We start from the raw sequence: 19,719 nt of genomic DNA on the forward strand, positions 1-19,719 counted from the left end.
CGGTTACGGCTCTAGCGACACATTCAGAAATTGGCAACATTTTTGGACCAATGATTCCAAACAGCGGGCGATGCGTTGCCGAATTGGCAAGATTTCGCCTATCTGTCTGAGGGTTAGGCATGGTGCTGACGGTTGACGTATCGTCAAATGCAGGAAAAAGCGTCAGCCAGTTTCGGTTAATGGCCAGTAAAAATCTGGCGGCAACCCGGCTTCGGCGCGTTTCTCCTCGTTGAAGGGCGGCTTCAGCGGGCCTTTGAAATAAGTGCGCACCAGGCTGTGAAATGCGTCTTTCGGGTCCATCTCGTGGCGGCCGCACAGAAAGTGAAACCACTTGGACCCATAGGCCACATGGCCGACCTCTTCGCTGTAGATGGTTTCAAGCGCGGCAACAGCACTGGTGGCGTTTGCCTTGCGGAAAATGTCGATCATGCCGGGTGTCACGTCCAGCCCGCGCGCCTCAAGAACCATCGGCACAACGGCAAGACGGCCCATGAAATCATCAACCGTGTCTTCGGCGGCCCGCCACATGCCGGCATGGGCCGGCAACGCGCCGTAATGGCTATCCAATTCTTCAAGACAGTCGCACATCAGGTTGAAATGTTTGGATTCTTCATCAGCCGCCTTGACCCAGTCATCGTAAAACCCGATCGGCATTTTAACATGGGCAAAGCGCGGAATGATGTCCCAATGCAGGTCCACCGCGTTCAATTCGATATGCGCCACCGCGTGCAGCAAGGCGATCCGGCCTTGCGGGCTGCCCGGTTTGCGCTTTGGCACGTCACGCGGGTTCAGCAATTCGGGCGCATCGGGCCGCGAGGGCCGCAAAGGTGCGTCGGCGCGGCCGATCTCGATGGGCGCACCGGCCTGACGCGCGGCGAACCAGTCTTTGGCATATGCGCGCGATTTGGCTGTTTTCGCGCGCCCGTCCGCGGTGGTCAGAACATCCACCGCCATATCACAAAGCGTTGTCATGCCCCCGTCCTGTCAGGAGATGCGCCCCTTGCCAAGCCGCTTTCTTTGCGGGTGCGGTAAAAACCGGGACAGCGACCAAACTGCCTAGAGCGACCTGGCGGCCTCCAGCACCTCTTCGGCGTGACCGGGCACTTTGACCTTGCGCCAGGCTTTGGCGATCTGCCCGTCGCTGTTGATCAAAAAGGTGGACCTCTCGATCCCCATGAATGTCTTGCCGTACATGGATTTTTCTTTCCACACGCCGAAATCCTCGGAAGCTGTGCCGTGTTCGTCTGACAACAAAGGCACGGTCAGCGATTTCTTGGCCATGAATTTTTCATGACTGGCCAGACTGTCTTTCGAGATGCCAAACACCTTGACGCCCAGTTCGGCAAACTGGTCTTGCAGCGCTGTAAACGCCTCGTTTTCCTTGGTGCATCCGGATGTGTCGTCGCGCGGATAGAAGAACAGAACAACCGGCGCGCCGCGCAGGTCTTGCAATGTGATTTCGTCCTGATCCGCGCCTTGCACGGGCAGGGTAAAGTTTGGGGCCAATTCCAATGTGTCGCTCATGACGTAATCCTTTTAGAAGGGGGTTAGCGGGATGGCAAATGTGATGTCATCCAGAAGGATAAGTCAGAGGGATGTCGCTTCCAGTGGCAGAACCGGAAACGCACATAAAAAATCTTGACACACCGCGACGGCGGCGGCGTGGACGGTGGGTGCTGACCATAACGCTGGCGCTGATCCTGAGCGTTTTTGGCACCGGATGGGCGCTTGTCGGCAAAAGCCTGTCTGCTCCGGACTGGGTGCGTGACACGGTTGAGCTGCGCCTGACCGAAGCGTTGCCGGGGTTCCGGGTGTTGTTCGGGGATGTGCAGCTGCGGTTCGAAGCGGACGGGCGCACGCGCCTTGAGCTGCTCGATGTCGATGTGCAAACAGCCGACGGAGTGCCTGTTGCAGTGTTGTCTGACGTGGAAATCGGACTGGCGCTGCGCGATCTGGTGCGTCGCAACATCGTTTTGCGCGAACTGAGCATCAGCGGCGCGTTTGTGACCATCACACGCAATCCCGCAGGAGAGCTGGGTCTGGCGCTGGGAGATGTGTTTGCGCTGGACGGCAATACGCCCGACGTGCCGACTGTTGTCGCCGGGATTGACCGGCTGCTGTCGGACCCGCGCCTGTCCCGCCTGCAAAGTGTCGAGGCCAACGCGCTGACGCTGCGGTTTGAAGATGCGCGCGCGCGGCGCGGCTGGACGGTGGACGGTGGCCGCTTGCGCGTCACACGCAGCAACCGCGTTTTGCGCCTGTCCGGCGATTTTGCGCTGCTTGGCGGCGGGGCCACTGCCACGCGTTTGCAGGTCGATGCGTCGTCTACCATCGGCGACACCTCGGTCCGGTTTGGTGTGTCTCTTGATGATATGCCATCGCAGGACATCGCCACGCAGGGGCCCGCGCTGGCCTGGCTGGGGGCGTTGAAAGCGCCGATTTCGGGGGCGCTGCGGGCGACCATGCGGTCGGACGGATCGCTTGGGGCGATGAATGCCACCCTACAGATTGATGCAGGTGTCGTGCAGCCCGGCACCGACACGCCCCCCATTCCATTTGACGCGGCGCGCAGCTATTTCACTTTTGATCCGGACCGCGCGCAGATCGTTTTTACCGAACTGTCTTTCGACAGCGCGCTGGGCCGAGCCGTGGCCGAGGGGCGCGCGACGTTGCGGGGATTGCGCAATGGCATCCCGTCCGAGATGCTGGGACAGGTGCGTTTTACCACGCTGGAGGCGGCACCTGACACGGTGTTGGAACAGCCAATTGCGCTGGACCGCGCCGAGGTGGATTTTCGGCTGCGGCTTGATCCGTTCGAGGTTGATCTGGGCCGGGTCTGGATTGATGACAGCCAGGTCCCGGTGCGGCTGTCAGGAAAGGTATCGGCCAGTGATGCGGCCTGGGCCTATGCGCTGGATGGAACGGTGGGCAAACTGACGCCGGACAGTTTGTTGCGCATCTGGCCGCTGTCGTTGGCCCCCAGAACCCGCAAATGGGTGGTGGACAACATTCAGGGCGGCGAAATCCAGCAGGGGCAATTTGCGCTGCGCTCGCAAGAGGGCGCGCGACCGATCGTGTATCTGAATGCCGATTTCAGCGACGCAAAGGTGCGTTACACCCGCACGCTTCCGGTGGTCGAAAACGGCGCGGGCACATTGACACTGGATCGCAACCGCTTTGCGGTCCGCGCTCAGGAGGGCCAGATCACGCCCCCGCAGGGTGGTCCGATTGATGTCGCAGGCAGCAGTTTCGTGATCCCCAACACCCGCCAGCGCCCCGCCGATGGTCAGGTGCGCGTCGCCGGGGAGGGCCGGATCGAAGCCCTGTTGTCCTATCTCGACAGCCCGCGAGTTGAAATCATGCAAAAGGCCGGACGGCCGGTGGACATCCTGTCCGGGCGGGTCCGGTTCGATGGCACGTTGAACCTGCCCTTGCGCAGGGGCCTGAGACTGCCGGACATGTCGCTGTCCTTTGCCGGGCGCGCCTCTGCGGTGGCCAGTGATGTGATCGTTCCAAATCGGACGCTTACGGCGCGGGCGCTTGACGTGTCGGTCAGCAATGATGCGCTTGTGGTTTCGGGCACCGCCGAGGTGTCGGGGGTGCCATTTGACGGGACATGGACGCTTCCGATGCCGCAGCCCGGCCAACCGGTGACGGGCAGTGTGCTGGAGGGGCAGGTCACATTGTCCGACAGCGCCGCGCGGGCTTTTGGGGTTGCCTTGCCAGACGGGGCTGTCACCGGGCGCGGGCCGGGTCAATTGCGGGTCGATCTGCGGCGTGGCCAACCGCCGGAATTTGAACTGACCTCTGGGCTCAATGGGCTTGGCCTGTCGCTGGTCCCGATAGGCTGGACCTTGCCGCGGGCCGCCTCCGGGGCGCTGCGGGTGGCCGGGCGTCTGGGGCAGCCGGTGCAGGTTGACGCGCTCAGCCTTGATGCGCCCGGCCTTGAGGCGCGTGGATCGGTGCGGCTGACCGACACTGGAACGTTGGCGGCGATTGAATTGGACCGTGTGCAGGTCGGGGGGTGGCTGGATGCGCCGGTCACGCTGACGGGGCGCGGGCCGGGGGTGCCGCCTGCGGTGCGCATCACCGGCGGGCGCATTGACCTGCGCTCCGCCCCGTTCGGACGCGGGCGGGGGCGCGGCGGCGCGGCTGGGGTGGTGCCTCTGTCTCTGAGCCTCGATCAGTTGCAGGTGTCCAACAGCATCCGCCTGACCGGGTTTCGCGGCGAGTTGCAATCCGCCAACGGCCTGTCCGGCGATTTCACCGCCACTGTGAATGACGGCCCTCCGATCATCGGCGAAGCGGTCCCACAAGGCGGACGCACCGCCTTTCGCATCCGATCCGACAATGCCGGACGGGTGTTTCGCCAAGCCGGTATTCTCAAGACTGTCGCCGGGGGTGATCTGTCGCTTGCGCTGGTTCCGGTTTCCGGCCAGCCGGGCAGTTATGACGGCGCGCTGGATGTGACCAACACCCGCCTGCGCGACGCGCCGGGCATTGCGTCGCTGTTGGACGCGATCAGCATTGTTGGTCTGCTGGACCAGCTGGAAGGTCCGGGCATCCTGTTTACCGAAGTCGAGGCGCGGTTCCGCTTGACACCGGATCAGCTTGTCCTGACCCGATCCAGCGCGACGGGGCCGTCGATGGGGATTTCCATGGATGGGCGCTATGATCTGTCCTCCAGCACGCTGGACCTGCAAGGCGTGCTGTCGCCGATCTTTTTCCTGAACGGGTTGGGCAGTATCTTTACCCGCAAGGGCGAGGGGTTGATCGGGTTCAATTTCACCCTGACCGGTCCGGCCGATAACCCGCAGGTCGGGGTGAATCCGCTATCTGCCCTGACACCCGGCATGTTCCGCGAGATTTTCCGCAGACCGCCCCCGGCACCGGGCGAATAGCGCGCTGCCGGTGAACAAAACCAGTGACTGCTTTTGTTGCGCCCCCGATTTCGGTATGGGCTGCCGCGAAGAGGGGCAACGGATATGGACATATGAAACTCAGCGATTTTGACTTTGACCTGCCGGAAGACCTGATCGCCACGCGGCCTGCCTCGCCCCGGTCATCGGCGCGGTTGCTGCATGCCGAAGCCGGCGGGATTGTCGACCGGATCGTCACGGCGCTGCCGGACATTCTGCGCCCGACAGACCGTCTGGTTCTGAACGACACCAAAGTCATTCCGGCGCGGTTGTTCGGGACCCGTAAGCGGCAGGGTGCGGATGGGCTGTCCGAGGCCAAAATCGAAGTGACGCTGCTTGAACCAAACCCCGCCGGAACCTGGGGCGCTTTGGTCAAGCCGTTGAAAAAGGTGAAAGACGGCGAAACCATCGGATTTTCCGATGAGCTGTCAGCGATTTTGGTCGGGCGTGTCGATGGGCAGGCTGAGCTGCGGTTCAATCTGACCGGTGACGACTTTGACGCGGCTCTGGCGCGCGCCGGGGCGATGCCGCTGCCACCCTATATCGCCGCCAAGCGACCGGCCGATGAAAAGGACAAACACGACTACCAGACCATCTGGGCGCGCAACGCCGGAGCGGTGGCAGCCCCGACCGCGTCGCTGCATTTCGACGAGGCGCTGGTGGCCGCGTTGACCGCGCGAGGGGTTGGCACGAGCTTTGTCACGCTGCATGTCGGCGCGGGCACCTTTCTTCCGGTCAAGGTGGAAGACGTCACCACCCACAAGATGCATGCGGAATGGGGGCGGGTATCGGAACAGGCCGCACAGGAGATTTCGGACACCAAAGCCGCCGGGGGCCGCATCATACCCGTGGGCACCACCGCGCTGCGCCTGATCGAAAGCGCGACCAGGGGCGGACAGATCGCGGCATGGGAAGGCGATACCGACATCTTTATTTATCCGGGGTTCAAATTTCAGGTCACGGACGGGTTGATGACCAATTTCCATCTGCCGAAATCCACCTTGATGATGCTGGTGTCGGCACTTATGGGGCAAGAGCGCGTCAAAGAAATCTACGCGCATGCCATCAAGGCCCGATACCGGTTCTTTTCGTATGGCGACAGTTCGTTGCTCATTCCGTGAGCACGCTTTGGTACTCATTCCGTGAGCACGCTTTGGTACTCATTCCCTGAGCACGCCTTGGTGCTCATTCCCGGAGCAGGATGCGGCACGACACCTGACGAGGACAAATAAAGTCGCGCATGAGACGGTCCAAGTCGTTTTGCGCACTTGCAGACACCCACAGCTGTGCCAAGTGGCGCGCAGGACCAGCAGGAAAGGCATGGGCAAATGTTGAGCGTGATCAAATCGTCGTGGCCGCTGCTTTTGGGCATGCTGCTTTTGATGCTGGGCAATGGCTTGCAAGGCTCGCTTTTGGGGGTGCGCGGATCGACGCTTGGCTTTTCCGCGTTCCAGATGTCGATCGTGATGTCGGCCTATTTTGCGGGCTTTCTGTTTGCGTCCCGCGTCACACCGGCGATGATCCGCCGGGTCGGGCATGTGCGGGTCTTTGCGGCGCTGGGGTCGCTGGTGTCGGCGGCGCTGTTGTTGTTTCCGACGATCCAGGACCCGATTGTCTGGGTGCTGGGCCGGATGATCATCGGATTTTGCTTTTGCGGCGTCTATGTCACCGCGGAAAGCTGGCTCAACAATTCCTCGACCAATGAAAACCGTGGGCAGGCGCTGTCGGCCTATATGATGGTGCAGATGACCGGCATCATCATCGCGCAGGGCTTGCTGGTTGTGCCGGACCCGTCCGGATATCTGTTGTTTGTGATCCCGTCGGTGCTGGTGTCCATCTCTTTTGCGCCGATCTTGCTGTCGATCTCTCCGACGCCGGCATTTGAAAGCACCAAACCCATGAGCCTGCGTGAATTGTTCACCGTCTCGCCTTTGGGCTTTGTTGGCATGTTCATGATGGGCAGCGTCTTTGCCGCCCAGTTCGGCATGGCGGCGGTGTATGCCACCGAGGCCGGCTTGAGCATCACACAGGTTCCGTTTTTCACAGCGGCCTTCTATGTCGGGGCCTTATTGTTCCAGTACCCGATTGGCTGGATCTCGGACCGCACCGACCGGCGTGTGCTGATTGCGCTGTCGGCGGCGATTGCCGGTGCCGGTTCCATCGGCGGGATGCTGTTCGGTGGCAATTTCTATGTGCTTCTGGCGTCGGCTTTCCTGATCGGCGGGCTGTCCAACCCGCTGTATTCGTTGCTGATTGCCTATACGAACGACTTTCTTGAATACGAAGACATGGCGTCGGCGTCGGCGGGGTTGTTGTTTGTGAACGGCGTGGGCGCAATCACCGGTCCTTTGTTGATTGGCTATGCGATTCAGGTCGTTGGCCCGCCGGGGTTCTTTCTGTTTCTCGCCTTTATTCTGCTGATGATGGCAGGCTATGCGGTCTATCGTATGACACAGCGTCCATCGCCGTCGGTCGAAGACACCAGCGCGTATCAGTCGATGATGCCGACAGTGTCGCCCGTGACGGTCGAGATCGCATCGGAATGGGCGATTGAAACCGCCGAGGCCGAAGCCGAAGCCGAAGCACAGGCCGCAGAAGAGGCGGATCAATCAGAGCAGAGGTCATACGGAACCTGATTGTCGCAACCGGACAACGGTCTTCAGATGTGTCACGGCTGACATGAAAAGTGACTGTCTGCTCTATCTATTCTTGGCTACCGTTCCTAAGTGATTGGAAGGCCAACTGCAAAAGCGGGAGTAGATCATGGTCACGCCGGACGAGGTATTGAGTTTTTGGCTGGATGAGACCGGCCCGGATGGATGGTACAAGGCGTCAGATGATCTGGATCAGACGATCCGCGATCGCTTTGAACCAGCGTGGGACGCGGCCATGCAAGGCCACCATGCGACATGGTTGGCCGGGGCCAAACGATCTTTGGCCTATATCATTTTGCTGGACCAGTTTCCCCGCAACATGTTCCGAGGCTCTGGCAAAGCGTTTGCGTCGGACCGTTTTCCCCTGGCGGCCGCAAAGCAGGCCATTGCCAAGAACTGGGATCTGAAAATCGAGGAGCCGGCCCGCCAGTTCTTTTATCTGCCGCTGATGCATTCGGAAAACCTGTGTGATCAGGATCGGTGCGTGCGGTTGCTGCTGGAGCGGATGCCGCAAGAGGGGGACAGCAATCTGTTGCATGCCCGTGCGCATCGCGAGGTGATCCGCAAATTCGGGCGCTTTCCCTATCGCAACGACGCCTTGTCGCGCCATTCCACACCAACAGAACGCGCCTATCTGGAGAGCGGCGGATATGGCACCACCGTCGAGGAGCTGAAACAGGCGGGCTAGACGCTTGGGTTTGATTTGCGCGCGCGCGGTATGATCCCGTGCTGACGGGCTTGGATGCCGGGCCATTGGCTGTGGCGGTGTGATGGCCGATGTGATGGCTGGTGCATCGGCCGTTGAAGGGCCGCAACGAACGGCCCGTATCGTGCCGTTGCCAGGGTCTATTTCGACGCTGCGTAGATTTTGTCAATGTTGTTGCCCAGGGCCGCGTTAAACTCGGCATCCGACATCTGATGTGTCAGACCTTCGGCCAAAGCGCGCGAGAAGCTGGCGATCATGTTTTTGTTGCGCATGAGCCGTGCGCAGGCGTCATCGGTGCTGTAGCCCCCCGACAGTGCCACAACGCGCAAGACGTTCTTGTGATCGGCAAGGTCAAGGTACAGGCCATCCTCGGACGGGATGGTCAGTTTGAGCATCACTTTAAGATCGTCGTCCAACCCATTAATATGGTTCAGAAGTTCCTCATGCAGAATATCCTCTGCCTCGGCTTTGGTCGGGCTGTTGATGTCCACCTCTGGTTCGATGATCGGAACAAGCCCCGCGGCGCATACGGTCTTGGCGACTTCGAATTGTTGCGCAACAACTGCCTTGATGCCGGTCGCGTCGGCTTCGTGAATGACGGACCGTTCCTTGGTGCCGAACACGCCCATGGATTTGGCGTCGGCCAAAAGCGCCTCAAGCCCCGGCATCGGCTTCATAATCTGCACACCATTGGCTTTGTCCTCAAGCCCCTTGTCGATCTTGAGGAACGGCACAACGCCGCGCTGCTCCCATAGATAGGTGGGTACGGCTTTGCCGTCGACCGTGTCGCGCATCGTGCGTTCAAACAGGATCGCGCCCAGCACCTTGTCCGAGGTGAAATCAGGGGCCGTCATGATGCGGCAGCGCATCTGGTGGATCAGGCTGAACATGTCTTCGTCGGTGCTGTAGGCGTCTTCGGAAATACCGTAGAGTTTCAGCGCCTTGGGGGTGGACCCGCCGCTTTGATCAAGCGCTGCGATAAAGCCTGCGCCGGTTGCGATGCGCTGTGCCATGGCGGTGTCTGTCATGTGAGATCCCCAGGTTTGATCATGTGTGTTGCGCGTGTCCTAGAACAGTGAGACACAAAAAGATAGTGGGATGTCAGTCGGTTAGCGCTAACGCGGAACGGCGTGCAGCCAGATGCCGTCTTTTGCGCGCACCGTCAGATGCGCAACCGGCTGCGGGGGTTTTTCCGGGATCGGGCTGAGCGAGATCCTGCGCAGCAGCATCGACAGCAAAAGCGGACCTTCGGCCATCGCAAACCCGGCACCGGGGCAGACACGCGGTCCGGTGCTGAACGGCATATAGGCGTCGCGAACCGACTGGCGGTTTTCCGGCCTCTGCCAACGCGCCGGATCAAAAGCGTCAGGGCTGTCCCACAACCGCGTGTGCCGGTGCAGATGCCACGGGCTCAGAGCCAGTTGCGCGGCTTTCGGGATGGCGCGTTTGCGAAACGTCTCGGGCCGGGTGGTTTCGCGCACCATCATCGGCACAGGCGGATAAAGCCGCAGCGTTTCGCGAAACACGTCACGGCTGAGGGTCAGGCTTTTGACCTGTGACGCGTGGGTCAGATCGACGGCTTCGGTGGCAATGGCGGTTTGCCATGTCGGATCAGCGGCGCACAGATACAGCGCCCAGGCCAGCGCACTGGCGCTGGTTTCATGACCGGCCAGAAAGAAGATCGCGACCTGATCGACCATGTCGTCCACGCTAAAGGTTTCGCCGGTCTGCGGGTCGGGTGTGGTCATGATGCGGGTGGCCAGATCGTCTGGCGCGGTGCCTTTGGTGATGGCCTGCATTCGCCGGGTGGTCAGGTCGGTGATCAGGCTGCGGATACGGCGGGCTGCGGCTTTGGTTTCGGATCGGTGAAAGCGTGGCACCCATTGCGGCAGGGGCACAAAGGCGGCAAGGTTGAGGATGGGTTGCGCGCGCTGATAGCGGCGGAATTCGTGGAACACTTCGGCGGCGATCTTATCGTCAATGGGGATGGAAAAGAGCGTGCGGAAGATCACGTCAGCGGCGGCGCGGCTGGTGATCTCCTCGATCTCGATCTGTTGGCCGGTGCCGATCATATCCAGCACGCGCGCCACCATCGCGCCACCTGCGTCCCACATGGCGGGCAGGCTGTGGGACAGGCGACCGCGTTCGAAGGCTGGGTCGATGATGCGGCGCTGCTTTTCCCATGTCGCGCCATTGGTCAGGAACACCGAGTTGCCGAGCAGCGGGCGCAGCCCTTCACCGATGCGGTTGGATTTGGGGAAATCCCGGGGCCGTTCGGTCAGGATCGTGCGCAGCAGGGCGGGGTCATTGGCCAGATAGGACCGGAAGAATGGCGTGCGGAATTCAGCCATCCACGCGTGATACAGGCGTTCGGGTTGGGCCGACAGGATATCGCGCCGGAACAGGCGCATATAGCGCCAGAGCGACACCCGGTCAGGGCGCGGCGTGGGCTTGGGTGGGATCACGGCCGGGTTGAGGTGTATTTGGACACCGGCACGTCGATCCGGCTTTTGGAGGGCGGGCGGGTCGCGTAGCGGGTGCCAAGCGTCAGTGGGCCTGCGGTGATCTGAAAGTAATCATAATCAAGCGGGTTCTGAAACGCGCAGAGATACTGGAAATGCAGTCGGAAATACTTGCGTCGCAGCTTTTGCCACTGTGCCTCGCCCATGCTGCGTGAAAACTGTGCGGAAAAGACCAGCGGCCATTGTTTGTCGCGGGTGGCAACGCCGGATGTGCTGACCGGGTCGCACAGCGCAAAGGAACACCCATCGCCAGGGGCGGTGACGTCGATCCAGACGATCTCATCGCGTTCCGACAGGAATTGAAGGTCAGCGCGCAATTGGTGCGCATCCGGCAGAAAAGATACCATAGGGATCACCTGCCCAAGGCTGAGGAGAGACAGTGCGGTCGGCGGCTCTTTGAGGTCGCGCAGGATATCGGCCAGAATGGATACGGCCAGATGTGCGCCGGACGAATGGCCGACCACCAGCACCTCGTCATAATCCTGCTGCAAGGCCGAAGCGATGGTTGCGCGAAAGGCGTCCAACCTGTCTTGCAACTGGGGTGGTGTTGCGCCTTTGTGGCTGGCCGAGAAGGCAAAATCGTTCATCAGATAATACGCGTAAATCCTGCGGTCCTGGGCCTTGAACCAGCGCAGGATCACCACGACACTTGCAAAGAACGGCCCCCAATAGAGCAGTGCCATCCCCCAGCGCAGGACGGCACCGTCCCCGATTAGTCCAAGCGCAAGGGCGCGGAACCCGGCACTCAGTGCCCAGCCCAGCAGATGTGCGGCAAGCAGGGCGACACTCAATTGCAAGATCAAAACGCCAATCGGATACAGCGCGGCGGCCAACGGGCCTTTGGGCAGAACCGCAAGACGCCGCAGCGTGCCCGACGCGATATAGATCCAGCTTGTGCGAAGCAGCTGCCAATAGGTTCCGGGAATGGTGGTCGACATCGTGGATTGGACGATATCGGACCAGACCAGCACTTCGAAATCGGCGTGAACGCGCGTGTCGTCAATCAGCCCCGAGGCCTGCCAGCCGTAGCTGTCCTCTTGCGCATCCGGTGGATTTCCCGAAACACGCAGCCCGTAGCCCGAGATTTCGGCCTGTTGCGCGCCTTCCTTGCGATACAATTCGCGGTATCGGCGCGGCGGGAAAGGGTCATAGCCGGGAATATAGAACACCTTGCGGCGGCGCACTTGGGGGGACGAGGCAGGCATGGGCGAACCGCTATGTTGTTTGCGACAGTTTAGCAATCGCACGAAAATGCGCCATATGTTTGGTGAAGGGCCGGAACCCACGCGCGTGTCCCGGGTTTACATCGAAACCGGAAAGGGAATTCATGATCGACATTATCAACATCATCACCGCTGTGCTGACCATCGCGCTGGGCGGGTTCGGTTTATTGGTACCGCGTTACACGGCCGAGGTGCTGGATCTCAAAACCGGCGACACCACCATGGGTCTGTCCGAATTGCGGGCCTCGGCGGGGGGGATGTTTGTTGCTGTCGGCGGCTGGTGTCTTTGGTCGGGCGAGCCATGGGCATATTTCATGATGGGCATGGTGTATCTGGGTGCTGGCATCGGGCGCGCGGTTGCGCTGGTGATGGACGCGCCACCTTTTCCGAAAGCGCATCTGTATTTCGTTTTCGAAGCGGTGTTTGCGATCTGGCTGATCTGGGCCAATGCGCACGCGCTGGGCTAGGAGAGGTCCAGGTCGATTGTCGCTTGGGCGCACGCGGCAGGCGCATCTTTTGGTGGTAATTCTGTGACGTTTTTCGGGCATTGACGTGGCGGAATTTGTTTCCGGCGCGTTCTATGATATCCACACCCTGTGACCGCGCGGCAAGATGCGGGATGTGTGAGGTCAGGTTGTGGGCAATTATTCCATCTGGGTGCTGGGAGAGTCGGCAGTATCGCTGACCGGCGGTGTCACGCTTGATGGTATCACCCAAGGCGATGGCAGCCACCTTGTCGGCGAATTCATGACCTTCACCAGCCGTGACTTCGAGGAAGTTCAGGTGCGGGACAATGGGCCTGACACAACCTTTGACGACAATGACAGCAGTCAAAGGCTGAACGGCGCGCAGACGTTGTTCGGCACGAGTTACAGAAATGGAACCCGGATCGAGGCCGAGTACGAATTTGTCCTGCGCGACGATGCAACCGGGATCGAATACCGTGCGCTTGCCGTCAATTTCAACAATTCAAGCCCCTCTTATGCCACCAATGAAGCGGTTGCATTTGTAGATACCGTACCGCCGTTTAACACGTCTTTGCGTGTTATCAGCGCGCGGGAAGGGCCGGGCGGCAATGGCACGCCTTCGGTGGAGGCAAGCGACATTGTCCCGGTGTGTTTCTGTCGTGGGTCGCGGATCGAAACGCGGCACGGATTGCGGCCAGTCGAGGCGTTGCGCGCTGGGGATGCTGTGCGCCGACAAGACGGGACATTTGCGACACTGCGCCAGGTTTTTCACACCGGGCTGTGCGCCGATGCGCTGGCGCGGAATGCCAAGCTGCGGCCTGTGCGGATCATGGCGGGTGCGCTGGCCAACGGCTTGCCATTGCGTGATTTGCTGGTGTCACGGCAGCACCGGATGCTGATCTCGTCGAAAATTGCCGAACGGATGTTTGGCCATCGCGATGTTCTGGTCCCGGCGATCAAGCTGACCGCGTTGCCGGGGATATTCGAGGACGTTCCGGTCCGCGCAGTGGATTATTACCATTTGCTGTTCGATGCGCATGAAGTGATCCTTGCCGAAGGCGCACCAACCGAAAGCCTGTTCACCGGACCCGAGGCGCTCAAAGCGGTCAGCGCAGAGGCGCGGCGTGAAATCCTCAGCCTTTTTCCGGGTTTGCGCGACACCGACACAGGGCCAGAGCCGGCACGTTATATTCCGCCGGGGCGGTTGCAAAAGCAACTGATCCACCGCCACGCGAAAAACCACAAACCGCTCTTGATGTCGCCCTCGGGCCGCGCAGGCTGAACGGGGCGATGCGGTCCTTGAGGTCAGAGCTTGGAAAAGACGTACAATCGAGTCTTGAAATATGGATCAGGACACACGATATAGGTCATGTCTTCGCAAGAAGACTATGGACATAAACGCGCGTTCAATAAGCGGCTCGGACCCGGGGGCGGTACCCGGCGGCTCCACCAAACACCCTGTCATTTGCAGGATCATGGGGCCGAAATAGGATCGACGAACGTCTAAACACGTTAGCTTTGTCCCGGTGAGATACCACCGTTATCGGTTCGCATAGTATAGTTGCAAATGACAACAATGCTCCGGTCGCAATGGCTGCGTAAGCAGTCGGAGTTACCGAAAATTAAGCCCTGACGCCTAGCAGCATCAGGCGGGGTTCGCAGGCACCTGGCAACAGAAGCCTGCATTTTCGTTTTCAGTGTTTGCTTATTGATCCGCGTCCAACTTGCGTCGGTCGCCTGGGCCGGGATTGCATTCCTGATCGGTGCCGGGGATGTAGAACTTGCCGTCGGGCGACGGGTCTGTTCCGCCATCGCAGCCGGGCAGGCCGTCCTGGCCGTCTGTGCCATGCTGACCGCCCGTGCCGCCCTTGCCCCCGCTGGCATTGTTGCAGTTGCCGTTTACGACGCAGGGCACAAGCGGGTCGTCGGTGCTGGCCAAGACCGGTGTGTGCGGTCCAAAAGCCGTCAGCAACAGGATCGCGTAAAGCCGTTTCATCTGTCGTGTCCTCGGATGGGTGTTGGTCGGACCGGGACACGACAACAGGGCAGAACGGGTGGCAAACGGGTTTTGGCGCGACACGGGGTCTAGGCAAAAGCCTGCCGGATCGCGTTATGGCTTGGGCAACAATTGTCCTGCGGACTGGATGACAGCGACACCAGCCCGCCGGTCCGGCCCTTAGCGTGAGGGAAAATGCGGCCTGTCGGGATTGTCGTATTCCGCAAGGTAATCAAGGATCGCGTCGCGGTCTTCCGGTTCCAGTTCGACCATGCCCATTTCCTCGACCATCTAGACAAGCACCTACGAGTTGCTGAACGGCGATGTGTACAAGTTCGAATCCGATGGGGGCGACAATTACGATCATCGCCTCTTCTCACCAGACCTGACACCGTCGGCTGCGGTTGATCCCGGTGATGTGGCACAGGGGCCGGGGTCCAACTACGACTATCTCTGATCGGGTGATCCGCCCATGTTGCATCGCGTTTGAGGCGGTGCCATATGTGCCCCGTTTCGGCGCGCTTGACCAAGGCGAGAGAACGGGCCTTACTGCGTTGATGTTCTGGCGCGTAATTCTTGCATGTCTTTGGCTGGCCCAACCGGTGCAGGCGTGCCGAACGGCGTTGATCCTTGCGATGGATGTGTCCAACTCGGTTGATCCGGGGGAGTTCAGGGTGCAGGTGGATGGGCTGGCGGCGGCGCTGCGCGATCCGGAAATTGCCGAGATCCTGGTGCGTGATCGGGTGGCGCTGAGCGTCATTCAGTGGTCCGGCGTGGATGCGCAGGATGTGAGCCTTGACTGGACGCAAATGCTAAGCCGCAGCCATGTGCAGCTGTTTGCGAATGCGGTCCAACGCCTTCCGCGCGCCTTTGTCATGTCAAACACCGCCCCGGCAGACGCGTTGAGCGTGGCGTTGCGTCACTTTGAAACCGGGCCGGACTGTGCCCGGCGGGTGATTGATATGTCAGGCGACGGCACGCCCAATGCGGGTGGCGAAATCGGGAGGGTCCGACGCTCTGCCGAACGGGCGGGGGTGACTGTGAACGGGCTGGCCATCGAAAGCTTGGGGCGTGCGATCACCAATTTTTACACGCGCAACGTGATCACCTCTGACGGGTTTGTCGAAACCGCCCGCGGGCATCGCGACTTTGCCCGCGCGATCCGGACCAAAATCCTGCGCGAAATCAGCGCGGCGCTGGGATAACGGTTTTTCGCCAATTGGCAACATTTTGGGGGTGCCGTGGTCTTTTGTTTTCCGATTTATGCAATATGATCAGAACTGACTCGGGGGTTATGGCATGACGACTGGCATCAACTACGGAAATCTGATGCATCAGGCGATGCGGGGACTGATCCGCAATGTGCTTGAGGAAGTTCATCAAAACGGACTGCCCGGAGAGCATCATTTTTTCATAACCTTTGACACCGGCCATCCGGATGTGGAAATCGCCGATTGGTTGTCAGACCGGTATCCTGGCGAGATGACCGTGGTGATGCAGCATTGGTATGACAATCTGGATGTCGGGGAAGACGGCTTTGCCGTGACTTTGAATTTTGGCGACGCGCCAGAGCGGCTTTATATCCCGTATGATGCGATCCTGACCTTTGTTGACCCCTCGGTCGAATTCGGGCTGCGCTTTGAAAGTGCGGACGAGCCGTCCCACGAGGACACCGCACTGGTGCCCGCGCCGCGACCGGTGTCAGAGGTGGTAGAGACAACGATCCCGCCAGTGGTCAAAAAGAGCGACACATCGGATGCGGACGCTCCCAAAAAAGACACCCCCAAGAAAGACGCGGACGTGGTCAGTCTGGACACATTTCGCAAGTAAGACCTGCGCCAGTTTGACAATTGCCTCTGTCTTGTGATGCCGTTAAACGGCATGCAACCGTATACCGCAGGAGGCCCGCATGGCGCAGACCCGTACAGAATCCGACAGCTTTGGCCCTTTGGAGGTCCCCGCAGACAAGTATTGGGGCGCGCAGACGCAGCGGTCGATCATGAACTTCCCCATTGGCTGGGAAAAGCAACCGGTGGCGATTGTCCGGGCTTTGGGCGTGATCAAGAAAGCCTGTGCGATGGCGAACAAAGCGTCAGGCGATCTGGACGCGCGACTGGCCGATGCGATCATTCAGGCGGCGGGCGAGGTGATCGAGGGCAAGTTCGACGACAACTTCCCGCTGGTCGTGTGGCAAACCGGGTCGGGCACGCAGTCGAACATGAATTCGAACGAGGTGATTGCGAACCGGGCGATTGAGATTCTGGGGGGCGAGATCGGATCGAAAGACCCGGTTCACCCGAACGATCACTGCAACATGGGGCAGTCGTCAAACGATACCTTCCCCACCGCGATGCATATCGCGACGGCGATGATGGTGCGGGATGTGCTGATGCCGGGGCTGGAAAAGCTGGCGGCGGGGCTTGAGCAGAAATCCGATGAGTTCAAGGACATTATCAAAATTGGCCGAACACACACGCAGGACGCCACGCCTTTGACCTTGGGGCAGGAGTTCTCGGGTTACGCGCATCAAATCCGTATGGGGCTCGCGCGCGTTGAGGCGTGTTTGCCGGGGATTTACGAGCTGGCGCAGGGTGGCACCGCTGTGGGCACCGGGCTGAACACCAAGCAGGGCTGGGGCGAGACGGTAGCGGCCAACATGGCCGAGATCACGGGATTGCCGTTTGTCACCGCGCCCAACAAGTTCGAGGCGCTGGCGGCGCATGATGCGATGGTGTTCATGTCGGGCGCTTTGGCGACGGTCGCCGGGTCGTGCTACAAGATTGCCAATGACATCCGGTTCCTTGGCTCCGGTCCGCGCTCGGGCCTTGGGGAGTTGATCCTGCCCGAAAATGAGCCGGGATCGTCGATCATGCCGGGCAAGGTGAACCCGACACAGGCCGAGGCGCTGACGCAGGTGGCGGCGCATGTGATGGGGAACGATGCAGCGATCAAATTCGCGGGTTCGCAGGGTCATTTTGAGTTGAACGTCTACAACCCGATGATGAGTTATAACCTGCTGCAATCCATCCAGCTTTTGGGCGACGCGGCGGACAGCTTTACCGAGCGGATGCTGCTGGGGATCGAGGCGAACGCGCCGCGCATCGACAAGCTGATGAAAGAGTCGCTGATGCTGGTCACAGCGCTTGCGCCGACGATTGGCTATGACAACGCGACAACGGTGGCGAAGACGGCGCATAAGAACGGCACGACGCTGAAGGAAGAAGCGATTGCGCTGGGCTTTGTCGACGCCGAGACCTTCGACCGCGTGGTGCGGCCGGAGCAGATGATCGGGCCGAAGGGGTAAGCTGTTTCGAAACAGTTTGGGACGCGATTTCGAAATCGCGTGACAAGGCCCTTCGAAGGGCCTTGTTTGCGTCGGCGCAGGCAGTATCCTTTGGCTATGAACACCGTCACCAATCTCAACCAGTTTCGCAAAGCCAAGGCGCGCAGGGACAAGCGCGCCAAGGCGGATGAGAACGCGGTGAAGTTTGGACGGACCAAGGCGCAGAAAGACGTTGAGGCGGCGCGTGCGGCCAAAGCCAAGCGGGATCTCGACGGCAAATCCAGATCATGAGCGGACGGCCGGTCAAACGGTCGCTTACCTTGAGGGGGCATCGCACCAGCGTGTCGCTGGAAGATGTGTTCTGGCAGGCGTTCCGCGATATTGCGACGGATCAGGGCAAGCCGATCAATGCGCTGGCGGCCGAAATTGACGAACGCCGGGGGATGGATGTGGGTCTTGCTTCGGCGATCCGGGTGTTTGTGCTGGAGCATTACCAGCGTCGTGTCACGCCCGCCGATTGATTGCCACTGTGCCCATGATCAGATCCGTAAGACCCTGACCGCGTTCGGTCAGAAACATCATCGCAATCGAAATCAGCTGGAGCGGGAAAACCGACATTGATACCGTATAGCCCAGCGTGTGAACAAAGGCCTGCGAGAAATCGAAATGTTCGCCGCGTCGGTCTCGGAATTCGATGGCCATGACGCGCATGCCCCAAGTGGCGGACCCGCCGGTGATTGTGGCCACGCGGTAGACAAAGCCGGTCAGGAAGAACAGAAAGGGCAGAAAGAAGAGGCCGATAAACGCAGTCATGATGACAACCGGCACCACCAGAACCAGGATCAGCGCCGCGTCGATCGCCCACGCGAGGCCACGTTTGATCGTGACCGAGTCGTAAAACTCGGGCTGGACCATCGGGTCGGGCAGGTTGGGGGCAGGATGGGTCGCGTACATGGGTGACGGCTCTTTCAGGGATATCGGTGTATAAAGTGGCCCCGATCCGGGACCACAAGGGGATAGGCCAAAGTTTAGGCGTCTTCGCTTTCGCGTGTGTCCTTGGCGGCCTTGGCGCGTTCGTCCATGAACTGGTCGAATTCGGACTTGTCCTTGGCTTCGCGCAGCCGTTCGAGGAAGGCCTCAAAATTCTCCTGCTCTTCTTCGAGGCGGCGCAGCGTTTCGTTTTTATACGCGTCGAAGGCCGTGTTGCCCGAAGACCGCATTGCGGTGAACTTGGATGCCATGCGGCGGGTGTTGCAGGATGTGTTGAACATGCGTTTGCTCCAGATCATATAGGCGAGAAGGGCCAGCCCGACGGGCCAGAAGAAGATCAGGCCAAGAACCATGGCGGCGATCCACGCGCCTTTGCCTTTGGCGTCCAGCCAGCGTTCGGCGCGGGAAAACCAACCCATGCGGGCCGGAAGAGAAGCGGGGGCTGCAATGGTGGTCATGTGTAACTCCGTTGGTTTGCGTGATGTGAATGCTTTTCACATTAAACAAATCGGGATTTACGAGCGATTTTACAAGAAAAAATGTGAATGTTTTTTACATTTACTTTTATTTTGATATTTTATCAGGGGCTTATGCGTATAGTTTTCTATCAAATTGATGCTGATTTGCGGCAAAACAGGGCGTGAAAAGCCCGTTGTGCCCCGTATTGTCGCCCCTGTTTGCCGGTAAGGGCCGTCCTGTCCCGACACAAAAGCGACAATTGCCCATTGTGTCATGGGGGGCTCTCGCCTTATGTTGGTGAAAGCGCAAATCGCGATGCGATGTCTGCGCCAAGAGTTTCGCTGTTCTGTGTGTCGGCAAAGTGCCCTGATCGCAGAATACGCTGATGCGGCCGAAAGGCCTTCTACATAAGCCTGATTGTTCTCGAACACCAGGTTCGCAACGGATGCAGCCGGTTCGCGGTATGCGTCGGAGAAGAAACGCGATGACACGCGCGCAGG

General features: G+C 60.0%; 20 protein-coding genes and 1 other RNA gene. 13 read left to right on the forward strand and 8 right to left on the reverse strand.

Annotation, left to right across the window (positions count from 1 at the left end; all coding sequences use genetic code 11):
* Positions 1 to 162: 162 nt before the first annotated feature.
* Together ACG74X_RS17570 and ACG74X_RS17575 are read right to left on the reverse strand one after the other, a co-directional pair.
* On the reverse strand, positions 163 to 972 hold the full coding sequence (locus ACG74X_RS17570) for a ferritin-like domain-containing protein (protein WP_411236459.1): 810 nt from the start codon (positions 970 to 972) through the stop codon (positions 163 to 165).
* Positions 973 to 1,056: 84 nt separating this feature from the next.
* The gene (locus ACG74X_RS17575; protein ID WP_411236461.1) at positions 1,057 to 1,524 is read right to left on the reverse strand and encodes a peroxiredoxin; all 468 of its coding nucleotides are present in this window, start codon (positions 1,522 to 1,524) and stop codon (positions 1,057 to 1,059) included.
* 149 nt (positions 1,525 to 1,673) lie between these two features.
* Between ACG74X_RS17575 and ACG74X_RS17580 the strand changes: the two genes are divergently transcribed.
* The 4 genes from ACG74X_RS17580 (at position 1,674) to ACG74X_RS17595 (ending at position 8,261) form a co-directional block, all read left to right on the forward strand.
* On the forward strand, positions 1,674 to 4,901 hold the full coding sequence (locus tag ACG74X_RS17580; RefSeq protein WP_411236463.1) for an AsmA-like C-terminal region-containing protein: 3,228 nt from the start codon (positions 1,674 to 1,676) through the stop codon (positions 4,899 to 4,901).
* 92 nt (positions 4,902 to 4,993) lie between these two features.
* On the forward strand, positions 4,994 to 6,040 hold the full coding sequence (gene queA / locus ACG74X_RS17585; protein ID WP_411236465.1) for a tRNA preQ1(34) S-adenosylmethionine ribosyltransferase-isomerase QueA: 1,047 nt from the start codon (positions 4,994 to 4,996) through the stop codon (positions 6,038 to 6,040).
* A 207-nt stretch (positions 6,041 to 6,247) separates the two neighbouring features.
* The gene (locus ACG74X_RS17590) at positions 6,248 to 7,555 is read left to right on the forward strand and encodes an MFS transporter (protein ID WP_411236466.1); all 1,308 of its coding nucleotides are present in this window, start codon (positions 6,248 to 6,250) and stop codon (positions 7,553 to 7,555) included.
* A 127-nt stretch (positions 7,556 to 7,682) separates the two neighbouring features.
* Positions 7,683 to 8,261 carry a DUF924 family protein gene (locus ACG74X_RS17595; protein ID WP_411236467.1) on the forward strand — a complete coding sequence of 193 codons (579 nt, stop codon included), beginning with the start codon at positions 7,683 to 7,685 and terminating at the stop codon, positions 8,259 to 8,261.
* A 158-nt stretch (positions 8,262 to 8,419) separates the two neighbouring features.
* On the opposite strand, the gene ACG74X_RS17600 is transcribed toward ACG74X_RS17595, so the two are convergent.
* The 3 genes from ACG74X_RS17600 to ACG74X_RS17610 form a co-directional block, all read right to left on the reverse strand.
* Positions 8,420 to 9,307: a fructose bisphosphate aldolase gene (locus tag ACG74X_RS17600; RefSeq protein WP_411236468.1), complete on the reverse strand. Its 888-nt coding sequence runs from the start codon at positions 9,305 to 9,307 to the stop codon at positions 8,420 to 8,422.
* An 87-nt stretch (positions 9,308 to 9,394) separates the two neighbouring features.
* Positions 9,395 to 10,744 carry a cytochrome P450 gene (locus tag ACG74X_RS17605; protein WP_411236470.1) on the reverse strand — a complete coding sequence of 450 codons (1,350 nt, stop codon included), beginning with the start codon at positions 10,742 to 10,744 and terminating at the stop codon, positions 9,395 to 9,397.
* Positions 10,741 to 12,006 (reverse strand): hypothetical protein, encoded by a 1,266-nt coding sequence (locus tag ACG74X_RS17610; protein WP_411236471.1) that lies wholly within the window; start codon positions 12,004 to 12,006, stop codon positions 10,741 to 10,743. The genes ACG74X_RS17605 and ACG74X_RS17610 overlap by 4 nt, the downstream gene beginning before the upstream one ends.
* A 122-nt stretch (positions 12,007 to 12,128) precedes the next feature.
* On the opposite strand from ACG74X_RS17610, the gene ACG74X_RS17615 reads away from it, so the two are divergent.
* The 3 genes from ACG74X_RS17615 to ssrA all read left to right on the forward strand — a co-directional run bounded on the left by ACG74X_RS17615 (position 12,129) and on the right by ssrA (position 14,178).
* Positions 12,129 to 12,491 carry a DUF4345 family protein gene (locus tag ACG74X_RS17615; RefSeq protein ID WP_411236473.1) on the forward strand — a complete coding sequence of 121 codons (363 nt, stop codon included), beginning with the start codon at positions 12,129 to 12,131 and terminating at the stop codon, positions 12,489 to 12,491.
* A 169-nt stretch (positions 12,492 to 12,660) separates the two neighbouring features.
* Complete coding sequence (locus ACG74X_RS17620; RefSeq protein WP_411236475.1) at positions 12,661 to 13,773, forward strand: Hint domain-containing protein; 1,113 nt, start codon at positions 12,661 to 12,663, stop codon at positions 13,771 to 13,773.
* A gap of 50 nt (positions 13,774 to 13,823) precedes the next feature.
* Positions 13,824 to 14,178: a transfer-messenger RNA gene (ssrA, locus tag ACG74X_RS17625) on the forward strand.
* Positions 14,179 to 14,196: 18 nt separating this feature from the next.
* On the opposite strand, the gene ACG74X_RS17630 is transcribed toward ssrA, so the two are convergent.
* Positions 14,197 to 14,487 (reverse strand): hypothetical protein, encoded by a 291-nt coding sequence (locus ACG74X_RS17630; RefSeq protein WP_411236477.1) that lies wholly within the window; start codon positions 14,485 to 14,487, stop codon positions 14,197 to 14,199.
* Between the two features lie 325 nt (positions 14,488 to 14,812).
* On the opposite strand from ACG74X_RS17630, the gene ACG74X_RS17635 reads away from it, so the two are divergent.
* From ACG74X_RS17635 to ACG74X_RS17660, 6 genes are all read left to right on the forward strand, one after another.
* Positions 14,813 to 14,944, forward strand: a complete 132-nt coding sequence (locus ACG74X_RS17635) for a hypothetical protein (RefSeq protein ID WP_411236478.1) — start codon at positions 14,813 to 14,815, stop codon at positions 14,942 to 14,944.
* 100 nt (positions 14,945 to 15,044) lie between these two features.
* Positions 15,045 to 15,692, forward strand: a complete 648-nt coding sequence (locus ACG74X_RS17640) for a DUF1194 domain-containing protein (RefSeq protein ID WP_411236480.1) — start codon at positions 15,045 to 15,047, stop codon at positions 15,690 to 15,692.
* Positions 15,693 to 15,786: 94 nt separating this feature from the next.
* Positions 15,787 to 16,317, forward strand: a complete 531-nt coding sequence (locus ACG74X_RS17645; protein ID WP_411236481.1) for an SspB family protein — start codon at positions 15,787 to 15,789, stop codon at positions 16,315 to 16,317.
* A gap of 79 nt (positions 16,318 to 16,396) precedes the next feature.
* A complete protein-coding gene (gene fumC / locus ACG74X_RS17650; protein ID WP_411236483.1) occupies positions 16,397 to 17,791 on the forward strand; it encodes a class II fumarate hydratase in 1,395 nt (464 codons plus the stop codon).
* A 96-nt stretch (positions 17,792 to 17,887) separates the two neighbouring features.
* Complete coding sequence (locus tag ACG74X_RS17655; protein ID WP_411236484.1) at positions 17,888 to 18,061, forward strand: DUF4169 family protein; 174 nt, start codon at positions 17,888 to 17,890, stop codon at positions 18,059 to 18,061.
* Positions 18,058 to 18,291 (forward strand): ribbon-helix-helix domain-containing protein, encoded by a 234-nt coding sequence (locus ACG74X_RS17660; RefSeq protein ID WP_411236485.1) that lies wholly within the window; start codon positions 18,058 to 18,060, stop codon positions 18,289 to 18,291. The genes ACG74X_RS17655 and ACG74X_RS17660 overlap by 4 nt, the downstream gene beginning before the upstream one ends.
* On the opposite strand, the gene ACG74X_RS17665 is transcribed toward ACG74X_RS17660, so the two are convergent.
* Together ACG74X_RS17665 and ACG74X_RS17670 are read right to left on the reverse strand one after the other, a co-directional pair.
* Positions 18,275 to 18,724 (reverse strand): RDD family protein, encoded by a 450-nt coding sequence (locus tag ACG74X_RS17665; protein ID WP_411236486.1) that lies wholly within the window; start codon positions 18,722 to 18,724, stop codon positions 18,275 to 18,277. The genes ACG74X_RS17660 and ACG74X_RS17665 overlap by 17 nt on opposite strands.
* 74 nt (positions 18,725 to 18,798) lie before the next feature.
* The gene (locus ACG74X_RS17670; protein ID WP_411236487.1) at positions 18,799 to 19,218 is read right to left on the reverse strand and encodes a DUF2852 domain-containing protein; all 420 of its coding nucleotides are present in this window, start codon (positions 19,216 to 19,218) and stop codon (positions 18,799 to 18,801) included.
* Positions 19,219 to 19,719 lie beyond the last annotated feature (501 nt).

The sequence above is a fragment of the Marivita sp. S0852 genome, assembly GCF_046591575.1.
Taxonomy (GTDB): Bacteria; Pseudomonadota; Alphaproteobacteria; order Rhodobacterales; family Rhodobacteraceae; genus Marivita.

Bases quoted from the DNA above. Each gene is read 5' to 3' on its own strand.
- ACG74X_RS17570 (WP_411236459.1), bottom strand. From the start codon at position 972: ATGACAACGCTTTGTGATATGGCGGTGGATGTTCTGACCACCGCGGAC.
- ACG74X_RS17575 (WP_411236461.1), bottom strand. From the start codon at position 1,524: ATGAGCGACACATTGGAATTGGCCCCAAACTTTACCCTGCCCGTGCAA.
- queA (WP_411236465.1), top strand. From the start codon at position 4,994: ATGAAACTCAGCGATTTTGACTTTGACCTGCCGGAAGACCTGATCGCC.
- ACG74X_RS17590 (WP_411236466.1), top strand. From the start codon at position 6,248: ATGTTGAGCGTGATCAAATCGTCGTGGCCGCTGCTTTTGGGCATGCTG.
- ACG74X_RS17595 (WP_411236467.1), top strand. From the start codon at position 7,683: ATGGTCACGCCGGACGAGGTATTGAGTTTTTGGCTGGATGAGACCGGC.
- ACG74X_RS17600 (WP_411236468.1), bottom strand. From the start codon at position 9,307: ATGACAGACACCGCCATGGCACAGCGCATCGCAACCGGCGCAGGCTTT.
- ACG74X_RS17610 (WP_411236471.1), bottom strand. From the start codon at position 12,006: ATGCCTGCCTCGTCCCCCCAAGTGCGCCGCCGCAAGGTGTTCTATATT.
- ACG74X_RS17615 (WP_411236473.1), top strand. From the start codon at position 12,129: ATGATCGACATTATCAACATCATCACCGCTGTGCTGACCATCGCGCTG.
- ACG74X_RS17630 (WP_411236477.1), bottom strand. From the start codon at position 14,487: ATGAAACGGCTTTACGCGATCCTGTTGCTGACGGCTTTTGGACCGCAC.
- ACG74X_RS17640 (WP_411236480.1), top strand. From the start codon at position 15,045: ATGTTCTGGCGCGTAATTCTTGCATGTCTTTGGCTGGCCCAACCGGTG.
- ACG74X_RS17645 (WP_411236481.1), top strand. From the start codon at position 15,787: ATGACGACTGGCATCAACTACGGAAATCTGATGCATCAGGCGATGCGG.
- fumC (WP_411236483.1), top strand. From the start codon at position 16,397: ATGGCGCAGACCCGTACAGAATCCGACAGCTTTGGCCCTTTGGAGGTC.
- ACG74X_RS17655 (WP_411236484.1), top strand. From the start codon at position 17,888: ATGAACACCGTCACCAATCTCAACCAGTTTCGCAAAGCCAAGGCGCGC.
- ACG74X_RS17660 (WP_411236485.1), top strand. From the start codon at position 18,058: ATGAGCGGACGGCCGGTCAAACGGTCGCTTACCTTGAGGGGGCATCGC.
- ACG74X_RS17665 (WP_411236486.1), bottom strand. From the start codon at position 18,724: ATGTACGCGACCCATCCTGCCCCCAACCTGCCCGACCCGATGGTCCAG.
- ACG74X_RS17670 (WP_411236487.1), bottom strand. From the start codon at position 19,218: ATGACCACCATTGCAGCCCCCGCTTCTCTTCCGGCCCGCATGGGTTGG.